The sequence below is a fragment of the Bacillus thermotolerans genome (assembly GCF_000812025.2).
Lineage (GTDB): Bacteria > Bacillota > Bacilli > Bacillales > Domibacillaceae > Quasibacillus > Quasibacillus thermotolerans.
In genome coordinates, this window is the sequence record NZ_JWJE02000001.1 from 142,570 (window position 1) to 155,550 (window position 12,981).

12 protein-coding genes are annotated in these 12,981 nt (G+C 43.1%); all 12 read left to right on the plus strand.

Going from position 1 to position 12,981, the window contains the following annotated elements:
- Position 1 precedes the first annotated feature (1 nt).
- Positions 2–976, plus strand: a complete 975-nt coding sequence (mraY, locus tag QY97_RS00730) for a phospho-N-acetylmuramoyl-pentapeptide-transferase (protein ID WP_039231961.1) — start codon at positions 2–4, stop codon at positions 974–976.
- Positions 977–2,329 (plus strand): UDP-N-acetylmuramoyl-L-alanine--D-glutamate ligase, encoded by a 1,353-nt coding sequence (murD, locus tag QY97_RS00735; protein WP_039231964.1) that lies wholly within the window; start codon positions 977–979, stop codon positions 2,327–2,329.
- 66 nt (positions 2,330–2,395) lie between these two features.
- The gene (spoVE, locus tag QY97_RS00740) at positions 2,396–3,496 is read left to right on the plus strand and encodes a stage V sporulation protein E (protein ID WP_099098518.1); all 1,101 of its coding nucleotides are present in this window, start codon (positions 2,396–2,398) and stop codon (positions 3,494–3,496) included.
- Between the two features lie 424 nt (positions 3,497–3,920).
- Positions 3,921–5,021 (plus strand): undecaprenyldiphospho-muramoylpentapeptide beta-N-acetylglucosaminyltransferase, encoded by a 1,101-nt coding sequence (gene murG / locus QY97_RS00745; RefSeq protein WP_039231970.1) that lies wholly within the window; start codon positions 3,921–3,923, stop codon positions 5,019–5,021.
- A 145-nt stretch (positions 5,022–5,166) separates the two neighbouring features.
- Complete coding sequence (locus tag QY97_RS00750; protein ID WP_039231973.1) at positions 5,167–5,952, plus strand: cell division protein FtsQ/DivIB; 786 nt, start codon at positions 5,167–5,169, stop codon at positions 5,950–5,952.
- Positions 5,953–6,269: 317 nt separating this feature from the next.
- Complete coding sequence (gene ftsA / locus QY97_RS00755; RefSeq protein WP_039231976.1) at positions 6,270–7,559, plus strand: cell division protein FtsA; 1,290 nt, start codon at positions 6,270–6,272, stop codon at positions 7,557–7,559.
- A gap of 40 nt (positions 7,560–7,599) precedes the next feature.
- On the plus strand, positions 7,600–8,793 hold the full coding sequence (gene ftsZ, locus QY97_RS00760; RefSeq protein ID WP_039231977.1) for a cell division protein FtsZ: 1,194 nt from the start codon (positions 7,600–7,602) through the stop codon (positions 8,791–8,793).
- A gap of 253 nt (positions 8,794–9,046) precedes the next feature.
- Entirely contained in the window at positions 9,047–9,973 is a 927-nt protein-coding gene (gene spoIIGA / locus QY97_RS00765) for a sigma-E processing peptidase SpoIIGA (protein WP_039231982.1), read from the plus strand.
- A gap of 47 nt (positions 9,974–10,020) precedes the next feature.
- Complete coding sequence (sigE, locus tag QY97_RS00770) at positions 10,021–10,740, plus strand: RNA polymerase sporulation sigma factor SigE (RefSeq protein WP_039231984.1); 720 nt, start codon at positions 10,021–10,023, stop codon at positions 10,738–10,740.
- A gap of 196 nt (positions 10,741–10,936) precedes the next feature.
- Positions 10,937–11,713, plus strand: a complete 777-nt coding sequence (sigG, locus tag QY97_RS00775; RefSeq protein ID WP_039231987.1) for an RNA polymerase sporulation sigma factor SigG — start codon at positions 10,937–10,939, stop codon at positions 11,711–11,713.
- Positions 11,714–11,813: 100 nt separating this feature from the next.
- Entirely contained in the window at positions 11,814–12,086 is a 273-nt protein-coding gene (locus QY97_RS00780) for a YlmC/YmxH family sporulation protein (protein WP_046128472.1), read from the plus strand.
- 67 nt (positions 12,087–12,153) lie between these two features.
- Positions 12,154–12,978, plus strand: a complete 825-nt coding sequence (pgeF, locus tag QY97_RS00785; RefSeq protein WP_039231988.1) for a peptidoglycan editing factor PgeF — start codon at positions 12,154–12,156, stop codon at positions 12,976–12,978.
- Positions 12,979–12,981: the final 3 nt, after the last annotated feature.

Below are 12,981 nucleotides of genomic sequence, written 5' to 3' on the forward strand. Positions count from 1 at the left end.
AATGCTGGAGAGAGATATTTTTTTAACAATGTTTATAGCGTTTTTTATTACGGTCGTGCTTGCCCCGTTGTTCATTCCTTTCTTAAGGAGACTGAAGTTCGGCCAGAGTATTCGGGAAGAAGGACCGGAGTCCCATCAGCAGAAATCAGGAACGCCGACAATGGGTGGGCTTGTATTCTTAACGGCTATTCTGATTACTTCTGTTTTCATGATTCAAATGTATGCGGAAATCGGAACTGAAACGATCCTGCTCCTGCTTACGACAGTAGGGTTCGGTTTATTGGGCTTTTTAGATGATTTCATTAAAGTTGTTATGAAGCGCAACCTGGGCTTGACATCAAAGCAGAAACTTGCTGGACAGGTGATTATATCGGTTCTATTCTACATCATTTACATTCGAAGCGATTTATCCACAGAGCTGACATTACCGTTGGTTGGCTGGACCTTTGACATAGGCTTCTTGTATCCTTTATTTATTGTGTTTTGGCTCGTTGGCTTTTCTAATGCCGTTAACTTGACAGACGGATTAGACGGTCTCGTATCAGGGACAGCTGCAATTGCCTTCGGGGCATTTGCCGTACTGGCCTGGAGCCAGGGATTAACGGAAACAGCCATCTTTTCCTTTGCTGTTGTGGGCGCTGTACTAGGGTTCTTAGTATTTAATGCCCATCCAGCTAAAGTATTTATGGGGGACACCGGCTCGCTTGCTTTAGGAGGAGCCATTGCGGCGATTTCCATCCTAACGAAGTCAGAGCTTCTCCTGCTTATTATTGGAGCAGTCTTTGTGGCAGAGACCTTATCTGTTATTATTCAAGTAATTTCCTTCAAGACAACAGGAAAACGTGTGTTCCGCATGAGCCCGCTTCATCATCATTTTGAGTTAGGCGGCTGGTCGGAATGGCGGGTAGTCGTAACTTTTTGGACAGCTGGAGTCCTTTGTGCTGCAGCTGGAATTTATATCGGAGCGTGGATGTAAATGAAAACAATTACTACATTTCAACACAAAAAAGTTTTAGTTCTTGGTCTTGCTAAGAGCGGTGTCAGTGCGGCGCTACTTTTGCATAAGCTTGGGGCGTTTGTCACTGTGAATGACTATAAGCCGTTGAATGAAAACCCTGAAGCACAGCATTTGCTTGAGCAAGGGATTACGGTTATTTGCGGCAGTCACCCTATTGAGCTTCTGGATGAAGGGTTTGAATGGATTGTTAAAAACCCAGGTATTCCTTATCACAATCCGATTGTGAGTGGGGCGGTTGATCGGGGCATCCCGGTGCTGACAGAAGTGGAGCTTGCTTATTTGATTTCCGAAGCACCCTTTATCGGTATTACAGGCACAAATGGGAAAACAACGACAACAACGTTGATCCATAAGATGATTCAAGCTGACGAAAGGAAGGCGATTCTTGCTGGGAACATTGGTGAGGTAGCTTCTGAAGTGGTTCAGACAGCAGAAGAGGATGATCATGTAGTAATCGAGCTATCATCCTTTCAACTGCTGGGAATCGATCAGTTTCGTCCCCGCATTGCCGTAATCACCAACTTGTATGATGCCCATCTTGATTATCATGGAACCAAGGAAGAATACGCTAAAGCGAAGCTTAATATTACGAAAAACCAGACTGAGGAGGACTATTTCATCGTTAATGCTGATCAGCAGCACTTAATGGAACTCGCGTCCTCTACGAAAGCGACCATCGTCCCATTCTCTACTGTACAATCTGCAGAATCAGGAGCCTGTGTAAAGGAGGGGATGGTGTATTTCCGGGACGAAGCGATTATTTCTCTCCAAGAGATTGTGCTGCCTGGAGCTCATAACCTTGAGAATATTCTGGCTGCCGTATCAGCGGTTAAGCTGTCGGGCGTATCAAATGAAGCGATTCGGCAGGTGCTGACCACTTTTGAGGGAGTAAGGCATCGTACTCAATTTGTTCGAGAGTGGAACGGCAGAAGGTTCTACAATGATTCTAAAGCCACAAACACATTGGCTACGAAAAGTGCTTTAAATGCTTTCGAAAGCCCGATTGTTCTCCTGGCTGGTGGATTGGACAGAGGGAATGGATTTGATGATTTAATCCCTTACATGAGCAATGTTAAGGCACTCATTACATTTGGCGAGACGGCAGATAAACTAGAAGAGACAGCCCGCAAAGCCGGCGTACAAATAGTCGTGAAAACAGAGAATATGCAGCAGGCTGTTCAGTCTGCCTATAAGCATTCGTCAGAAGGAGACGTCATTTTATTGTCTCCTGCGTGCGCGAGCTGGGATCAGTACAAAACTTTTGAACAGCGTGGAGATATATTTATCGAGGCAGTGCATACATTGAAATAAGAGCTTGTCTTGTTGAGCGAATGTTTTCAGACAAGCTTTGACTCTTGTCCTTAGAGGTGTATGCTATTGTCTGCAAAAAAATTTGCTCCTGATTATGTGCTGCTGTTCCTTATTCTTTCCCTGCTGGCAATTGGTGTAACAATGGTATACAGTGCGAGCGAAGTTTGGGCTCAATACAGGTTTAACGATGCTTTCTTCTTTGCAAAAAGACAGCTTCTGTTCGCCATTGTAGGCTTGATTGCTATGACGCTGATTATGAACGTGGAGTATTGGACGTGGCGCCGCTTTTCTAAAACAGTCATTATTGTCTGTTTTGTTCTGCTGATTCTTGTCTTGATTCCCGGCATCGGTATGGTAAGAAACGGCTCGCAAAGCTGGATTGGTGCAGGAGCTTTTTCTATCCAGCCTTCTGAATTTATGAAGCTTGCTATGATTTTGTTTCTTGCAGGTTACTTGGCGGAGAACCAAAAGAAGATCATCTCATTTAAGAGCGGGCTTCTTCCTGTATTAGCTCTTGTGTTTACGCCATTCGCTCTTATTATGCTGCAGCCTGACCTTGGAACTGGCACAGTTATGGTCGGCACGTGTTTAGTTATGACATTTATCTCTGGTGCCCGGATCCGCCATTTCGTGATGCTTGGGTTTCTTGGCCTGGCAGGCTTTGCGGCGCTGGTTTTGTCTGCTCCTTACAGGATTAAACGCATCACCTCCTTCCTTGACCCCTGGTCGGATCCACTGGGGAGCGGCTTCCAAATCATTCAGTCGCTGTACGCTATTGGTCCAGGCGGATTATTTGGGTTAGGAATTGGAGGGAGTCGGCAGAAGTATTATTACCTGCCTGAACCGCAAACAGATTTTATCTTTGCTATTTTGGCAGAAGAGCTTGGATTTGTCGGCGGAGCCCTCCTTCTTCTGTTATTTGCTTTACTTCTGTGGAGGGGTATCCGTATTGCGCTCGGAGCACCTGATTTGTTTGGCAGCTTCCTAGCTGCCGGCATTGTATCCATGGCTGCTATTCAAGTGACAATCAATATTGGCGTAGTTATTGGTCTGATGCCTGTTACTGGGATTACTCTCCCTTTTCTAAGTTATGGGGGCTCTTCGTTGACACTTATGCTGGCGGCATTTGGGATTTTACTTAATATTAGCCGTTATTCCCGTCATTGAGGAGAGCAGGGATACCTGCTTGCCAGCTTGCAGTAAATGAACATTCAATTTTTGCAAGTCAAAGAAGAAACCTATTTTTAGGTTTCTCTTTTGTTTTATGGAATCTTTTTCTGCTGGTGATGAAACGGTTGGTATGCAGAAGACAGACACAACGATAACGAAGCATGATAGTATAGTAATTGAAGCAAACTTGTTATATTTTTTCATTTTCTTTTTAAGAAAGACAAGCTATATTTATATAATGGGAAAGTATAGTATGATAGAGCAATAGCTTGATTGTTGAGAAGAAGATGGCGAACTCTTCGCTCAACGACACATATCATATGAACAAAGGCTTTGTTCAAACACAAGAGCTGACTGGCTTGTTAGAGTAAAAGCCGGCATACATGATGAGACAGAGATCAATTTGATGGGGTGAAAACATATGAAGATCGTTGTCAGTGGAGGAGGAACTGGCGGACATATTTATCCGGCTCTTGCTCTTATACGGACAATTAAAGAAAAGCATCCAGACACTTCCTTTCTATATATTGGGACAGAAAAAGGCCTGGAGTCGGATTTGGTTAGAAGAGAGAAAATTCCTTTTCGCTCCATTGAAATTACAGGGTTTAAAAGGTCTATCTCAATGGAGAATGTGAAGACGGTTACAAGGTTTTTGAAGGGCGTAAGAAGGTGTAAAAAGCTGCTGAAGGAATTCAAGCCCGATGCGGTTATCGGTACAGGAGGCTATGTATGCGGCCCGGTTGTGTACGCGGCGGCAAAGCTGGGGATCCCAACCGTTATCCATGAACAAAACAGTGTACCGGGATTGACTAATAAGTTTTTAAGCAGATATGTGGATCAAGTGGCTATCTGCTTTGAGGAAGCAAGACAGTTCTTCCCGCAGGAGAAAGTGGTTTTGACAGGGAATCCGCGAGCGTCAGAGGTAGCTAATGCTCAGCCATCTAATGCACTTCAATCCTTTGGGTTATCCAAGGACAAGAAAACTGTTCTTATATTCGGGGGAAGCAGGGGAGCTCGTCCCATTAATGAGGCGGTTATTAAAGCCGTCCCCAAGCTAGCTTCCAAGCCATACCAGATTCTCTACATTACAGGTGATGTCCATTTCGAAAATGTTCAAAAAGAATTGGATGCCGCTGGCAAGCCGGCAAATGTGGCAGTAGCCCCATTTATCTACAATATGCCGGAAGTATTGGTGGAATGTGACCTCGTTGTTTCACGAGCAGGTGCGACAACGTTGGCGGAGCTGACAGCTTTAGGCATACCCAGCATACTAGTGCCAAGCCCGTATGTAACGAATAACCATCAAGAGAAAAATGCTTCCTCATTAACAGAGCATGGGGCAGCGGTTATGCTCGTTGAGAAAGAGCTGACGCCTGATACGCTGCTTGAAAAACTGGATCAAGTGCTATTAAGCGAGGAATGGAAACATATGAAGGCGGCTGCCTCTGAATTGGGCATCAAAGATGCTTCAGACAGATTATTTAAAGTCATGCTTGAATTAGCAGCTCAAAAAAAGGGATAAAGAAAGAATTTTTTTATGTTTATCCTTTTATCCTTTTTCTGACTGCTTTACAATAAGTATCATAGGTGAGAATCTGCGGCATGGGCTGACATGTCGTCTTCCTTATGATTTTCTTATGCAGACCGTTGAACCGGGAGGAAAAGGCATGGAAAGAGAGAACATGGTCTCTATTGAAGACAGGATTCCAAAGCTGAAGAAGCTGAGAAAGAGAAAGACGAATCGCCGTCTCATCTTTATTATCTCTTTATTTTTTTTAATCATCCTTGTGATTATTTATTTTCAGTCTCCGCTAAGCAAGATTCATTCTATTAAAGTAGAGGGAAATGAGCTGATACCTACAGTAGAGGTATTGGAGAAAAGCGGATTAAAGGAGAACCAAGGAATTTGGGAATCGAGCCTGAAGCAAGCGGAGAAGAAGCTCGAGCAGGATGAAAGGATTCAAGAAGCGGATATATCCATTGGCTTCCCGAATAGGTTGAATATCTCGGTGACAGAACAGAGAAAGATGGCTTATCTTTCTGATGGAGAAACGTTATATCCTGTCCTTAACAACGGGGCCATAATCAAGGAAGCAACAGGCGGTCCTCTTGAGCAATTGCCAATTTTGCATAATTTTGAGGCCGGCAAGGTGCTAGACAGGATGATGACTTCCTTAGAGGAACTCCCTCCAGAAGTACGGAATGCCATTTCAGAAATTTATTATGTCCCGAAGAAGAATGATAACCTTCGAATCCAGCTGTTTATGAACGATGGATTTGAGGTTTCTGCCAATCTTAAGACTTTTTCGGAGAAGATGGTCTATTACCCTGAAATTGCTAGTCAGCTTGATCCTGACGTAAAAGGGATTATTGATTTGCAGGTAGGCTCTTATTTCCGAGCTTATCCTTCCGAGAGGGATGAAATGACGGAAGAAGCCCCGCCAGAACATTGATTCTGTCTTTTCCTGCTTATTTGGAAAGCTTCGCTTGATTTTTTAACGGCAAAAGCCGTTTCTTAAAAACTCTCTAATTAAATCGCTTTTCTAGGCTGATAACTTAGTGTAGACTTGTAAATAGCCATTCTTTCTTCAAGACAGATATTCAATCTGCGCAGGTGGCTGAACTATCTATGAAAAAGGCAAGTTTATAAAAAATATGAAAATTTAAGAGGGAATTAAGTTGAAAATGACGAATGTTTCTATAAATCATTTAATTGGAAACAAAGTATTGTTGTTCGGACGAGTCGTTGAGTTAGAGGAGGTGCCAAGGAATGAACAGCAATGAAGTATTGGTAAGCCTTGACATCGGTACATCCGCGATTAAAGTAGTAATTGGTGAAATGGATAGTGATTCCATAAATATTATCGGTGTTGGGAATGTGAAATCGAAAGGAATTCGTAAAGGTTCTGTTGTTGATATAGACGAAACCGTTTATTCCATAAAAAAGGCAATTGAACAGGCAGAAAGAATGGTTGGCATTGAGATTAAGAAAGTAGTTGTAGGCATCGCCGGCAATCATGCACTTTTGCAGCCATGCAACGGAGTGGTAGCTGTATCTAGTGAGAACCGTGAAATTACAGACGTGGACGTAGGGAGAGTTATTGATGCGTCGCAAGTAATGTCCATTCCTCCAGACCGTGAAATCATCAATGTCATTCCCAAGCAGTTTATCGTTGATGGACTTGATGAAATTACCGATCCCCGCGGCATGATCGGTGTGCGTTTAGAAATGGAAGGAATTATCGTTACAGGATCGAAAACTTTCTTACATAATACATTGCGTTGTGTAGAGCGAGCGGGTCTTGAAATTACCGAAATCGTTTTCCAGCCGCTTGCGGCGGGAGAAATTGCATTATCAAAGGACGAAAAGAATCTTGGTACGGTGCTTGTCGACATTGGGGGCGGTTCAACAACTGTTGCTTATTTTAACCAGGGGCATATTAAAGCAGCGGCTGTTTTCCCTATCGGCGGAGACCATATCACGAAAGATCTGTCGATTGGATTAAGAACAACTACCGAGGATTCAGAAGAAATTAAACTTAAGCATGGACACGCTTTTTATGATCTTGCTTCTGAAGAGGAAGTGTTCAGCGTTCCAATTATCGGCAGTGATCAACATCAACAGTTTAGTCAACTTGAGGTTTCTGATATTATTGAAGCAAGGCTTGAAGAATTATTTGAAATGGTCCTCGATGAGTTGAAGAGCCAGGGAATTCATGACGTACCAGGCGGTTTTGTATTGACAGGAGGAACGTCCAGTCTTCCAGGTATTTTAGAGCTGGCTCAGGAAGTTTTCCAAAGCCGGGTCCGTTCAGCTGTTCCAGACTATATAGGCGTTAGAGAACCGCAATATACGGCTGGGGTTGGATTAATCAAATACGCCTACAAAAATGCAAAGCTGCAAGGCCGAAAGGTAAGTGCTGTCCAGGAGCCGGTCTCGATAGCTGAGGCGCGCGCCCAGGAAGCGGCACCATCGGAGAAACAAAAGCCTGAGAAGAAGCAGGAACAAAAATTGAGTTCAAAAATGAAAAAGTTTTTCGGTTACTTTTTTGAAGAATAAGTCATCGTAGAGGAATAACGACGAATTAGGAGGATCTGTCATGTTGGAGTTTGATACTAATTTAGATTCATTAGCGACGATAAAAGTCATTGGCGTAGGCGGCGGCGGAAACAATGCTGTAAACCGTATGATCGAGCACGGTGTGCAAGGGGTAGAGTTTATCGCTGTAAATACAGATGCCCAAGCGCTGAACTTATCAAAAGCAGAAGTAAAAATGCAAATTGGCTCAAAATTAACTCGCGGACTCGGTGCGGGTGCAAATCCAGAGGTAGGAAAAAAAGCTGCCGAAGAGAGCAAGGAACAAATTGAAGAAGCACTTCGCGGAGCAGATATGGTATTTGTTACCGCCGGTATGGGTGGTGGAACAGGTACGGGAGCTGCGCCGGTCATCGCTCAAATCGCAAAAGATCTTGGCGCTTTAACGGTCGGCGTTGTTACGCGTCCGTTTACTTTTGAAGGCCGTAAGCGTGCGACTCAGGCAGCAGGCGGAATCGAAACGATGAAAGCATCTGTTGATACGCTAATCGTTATTCCGAATGACCGTTTGCTTGAAATCGTAGATAAGAGTACACCAATGCTTGAAGCGTTCAGAGAAGCAGATAACGTCCTTCGACAAGGTGTACAAGGTATTTCTGACTTGATTGCTGTTCCTGGATTAATCAACCTTGACTTTGCCGATGTGAAAACAATTATGTCTAATAAAGGGTCTGCATTAATGGGTATCGGTGTAGCTTCCGGCGAAAATCGTGCAGCTGAAGCAGCGAAGAAAGCAATTTCCAGCCCATTACTTGAAACATCTATTGATGGGGCACAAGGGGTACTGATGAACATCACTGGAGGTTCCAGCTTAAGTCTTTATGAAGTACAGGAAGCAGCTGACATTGTAGCTTCTGCATCTGACCAAGAAGTGAACATGATTTTTGGTTCCGTTATTAATGAAGACTTAAAGGATGAAATTGTGGTAACAGTTATTGCTACTGGCTTCTCTGAGTCCACGTTGCAGCAAACGAAGCAATTCCGCCCTGGATTCGGACAAATGAAGCAACAGACGCAGCAACAGCAGCAACAGCCACAACCACAACAAAATCAACCTTATCCTACTTCCCCGCAAAGACGTGATTATAGGAATGAAGAGCCATCCCATCATGAAGCACCACCGGCACAGCCGTCTCAGCCGGTCGAGGATACACTCGACATTCCAACGTTCTTGAGAAATAGAAATAGACGCCGCTAATAGATAAGTAGCGTACCATTTATACAGTGTCGAGGACTGTTCTATTGAACAGTCTCTTTTTTTTGTTGTTTGGAAACATTTGTTCCCGTTTGTAGTTGAAAGAGGGGGCTTTTTCGTTTGACAAAAAACGAACATATCTGTGAAAACTTGTTCCGTTTCTCTTCTAGATTGTGACACACTTCTTTTTCATTCACCTATATACTTTTAATCAAACTCCATATTGAATCTAATAGAGAGAAAAGGGAGGGATGGTGTGGTTGTCTATCTGGATGCACTATGGCTCTTAAATTGGTTTGCTGATGCATTGCTGTTGTGGATAGCTGCTATTTTTTTGAAAAAATCCGTAAAATGGTATCGGCTAGCCGCAGGGGGATTGATTGGTTCGGCAAGTATTTGGCTGATGGTAACGCCAATAGCAGAGGAAGCCGGGCATCCTGTGGCAAAGATCATGTTGTCTGTATTGATGGTTTTAGCTGCGTTTGGATTCAAGAGGTGGAAATATTTTCTTGTTCACTTGGCAGCCTTTTATTTTTCGACTTTTTTAACAGGCGGTTTACTTTTAGGCATTCATTATTTTATTCAGTTTGACATGCAAATGGAATCTGCTGTGTTTTTAGCAGAGCTAAAAGGCTTTGGAGACCCTGTCAGCTGGCTTTTTGTTATGTTTGGCCTGCCGATCGCTTTCTATTTTGCGAAGGGAAGGGCAGATGAGTTTGAAACGGCCAGGCTCCAGCATGATCAGCTTCTTCACGTTAAAATAAGGATCAATGAACAGGAGTTTCTGCTAAAGGGCTTAGTAGATACAGGAAACCAGCTGTATGACCCTATATCAAAGGCACCTGTTATGCTAGTTTCTGTTAACGGCCTGGAGGATCAGCTGCCCGCACAGATTTTAGAAGCCGCAGAGAATCCTGAAGTATTGCTTTTTCAAGAGAAAGAGCTTCCAGAGGAATGGCTTGAGAAAATGCGGTTAATTCCTGCTCAGTCTGTTGGAAAGTCTCATCAGCTGTTGCCTGCATTTAAGCCTGATTTCCTTGAAATAAGCAATGGAGTGAAAACCACAGTCGTCTCAAAAGGGGTGGTCAGCTTTACGACGATGAGGCTCTCCTCTGATGATCAGTTTTCCTGCATTTTGCATCCTAAAATGGCATTGCCTTTATCGTATGAAGAGGTTTCATAAAAAATGAATAGGATCTATTTATTTTTATTATTAAGGGGGGCTGTTTTATGAAAAAATGGCGGTTAAAATTCACTTATTACTGGTACAAGCTGCTGATCAAGCTAAAATTGAAGACAGATGAAATCTATTACATCGGCGGCAGTGAAGCTCTTCCTCCTCCACTTTCAAGAGAGGAAGAGGAGAAGCTGCTGACAAAGCTGCCAAAAGGTGACCAGGCAGCCCGAGCACTCTTGATAGAAAGAAACCTTCGCCTTGTCGTGTATATTGCCAGAAAGTTCGAAAACACGGGCATCAATATTGAAGACTTAATTAGCATCGGAACAATTGGGCTTATTAAAGCGGTTAATACATTCAATCCCGAAAAGAAAATTAAGCTTGCAACATATGCTTCTAGATGTATCGAGAACGAGATTCTTATGCATTTGCGCCGCAGCAATAAAATACGATCTGAAGTGTCGCTGGATGAACCATTGAATGTTGACTGGGATGGCAATGAACTTCTGTTGTCAGATGTATTGGGAACAGATGATGATATCATTACAAAGGATATTGAAGCAGGTGTAGATCGGAAGCTGCTGTTTCAAGCGATGGAGCATCTGTCTGATAGAGAAAAGCAAATTATGGAGCTTCGCTTTGGGCTAAGAGGGGAGAAAGAAAAAACGCAGAAGGATGTAGCTGATTTGCTAGGCATCTCTCAGTCTTATATCTCCCGGCTTGAAAAAAGAATTATCCAGCGTTTGCAGAAGGAATTTAATAAAATGGTGTAAATAATGCACGATAAAGAATCTGTTCCAAGCATTGCTGCTGATGGAACAGATTTTTTTATGGAGAAGGGCCGTGAGCCGGCTTTTACCCGTCTATAAGCGAGGCAGGATGTCATACCTTTCAGGTCATGCATAGTTTTCTGCTCATAGGAGATACTGTTTGTGTACAGCAGTTCCTGCGAGGAGGGGGATTTTCATAATGGCGCGTAATAAAGTGGAAATATGCGGTGTAGATACTTCGAAACTCCCAGTGTTAAAGAATGAAGAGATGCGTGACTTGTTTGAGCGTCTGCAAAAAGGAGAACTGAGTGCAAGAGAAAAGCTGGTGAATGGAAACTTAAGGCTTGTTTTAAGTGTTATTCAACGGTTTAACAATCGCGGTGAATATGTAGATGATTTATTTCAAGTAGGCTGTATTGGTTTAATGAAATCAGTAGATAATTTTGATTTAAGCCATAATGTGCGTTTTTCTACATATGCAGTACCCATGATTATTGGGGAGATCCGCCGTTATCTGCGGGACAATAACCCTATCAGGGTATCACGCTCATTAAGAGATATTGCTTATAAGGCCTTGCAGGTAAGAGAGAGGCTGATAGCAGAAACTTCTAAAGAGCCTACAGCTGAAGAGATTAGCAAAGAGCTTGATGTACCTAAAGAAGAGGTTGTGTTTGCTTTAGATGCTATTCAGGATCCTGTATCTTTGTTCGAGCCCATCTATAATGATGGAGGAGATCCGATTTTTGTCATGGACCAGTTAAGCGATGACAGTCATAAAGATACAGACTGGATTGAAGAGATCTCTCTAAAGGAAGGATTAAAGCGGCTAAATGATCGTGAAAAAATGATTATTAAAAAGCGTTTCTTCCAAGGAAAAACACAAATGGAGGTCGCCGATGAGATCGGGATTTCCCAGGCTCAGGTTTCCAGACTTGAGAAAGCAGCTATTAAACAAATGAATAAGAATATTAATTAATTAGAACAGACTCTTCATGGCAGAACACGTGAAGAGTCTTATTTTTTTATTTTCGCATATATTATGGTATCGGTATCGAGGTGATAAAGGAGGCATCACATTGGGAAGAATATCTGAATTTCAGATGAAGGATATTGTGAACGTTGCCAACGGTAAGAAACTAGGGAATATTTCTGATATTCATTTGAATCTGCATTCCGGAACGATTGACTCCATCGTTATTAGCCGTTCAGGTAAGTTCCTCGGCCTCTTTGGGAAAGAAGAAGAAATTATTATTCCTTGGACACAAATCGTCAAGATTGGTGAAGATGTTATTCTCGTGCGTTATGCAGGACCTCCACTTCCCGCAGAAAGGAATGCGAAAGAGGAATAATTTGTTTTTCAGTGACGTTTTTTGCTTAATTGTGTTACACTATAAGAAAATATTCGGGAGTAGGGACATGACAGAACCTTTTGTTTCTAAACATAACAGTTTTTATGTCATACAAGACTGGCATGAAGACATTCCTGGACTTGTAGCCGGCTTTTCAACAAAGCATGGGGGACAAAGCACAGGAGTCTTTGAAACCTTGAACACAGGGTTTCATGTGAAGGATCGACCGGAGGATGTGCGCGCGAACCGGAAAACGATTGGCCGTCTTCTTGATTTTTCGACCGATCAATGGGTTGGTGCTTGTCAAACACACGGAAACCGGATCGCTCATGTAACAAAGCAGGATGCCGGCAAGGGGGCTCTTAATTATGATACAAGCCTGCCGGATACCGATGGGTTGTATACGGAGGATCCTGGACTTTTACTGACGCTTTGTTATGCTGATTGTGTGCCTCTTTACTTTTTATCTCGAAAGCACAAGAGGATTGGAACAGCCCATGCTGGATGGAAGGGAACTGTTCTCGGCATCGGATGGAATATGGTAAAGCAGTGGGAAAAAGAGGGCATTAACCCTGAAGAGATTGAAGCAGTTATCGGGCCTTCGATTTGTGAACAATGCTATCAGGTGGATGAACGCGTAATTGAAGGGGCTCGGCGCTGGATTAGCGGCAACGAGCCGCCCTTCACACCAGTTTCCAAAGAAGAAGGTCAATTTTTGCTTTCACTGCAGAAGCTTAATGAAATGATTTTGCAGAAAGCGGGCATACCAAAGAAGAGTATCCGTTCAACAAATTATTGTACAAGCTGCAGCCCAGAATTTTTTTCCCATCGCCGTGACCAAGGCAAAACTGGAAGAATGATTGGATTCATTGGCTGGAAGGAGAAAGTGTAACTT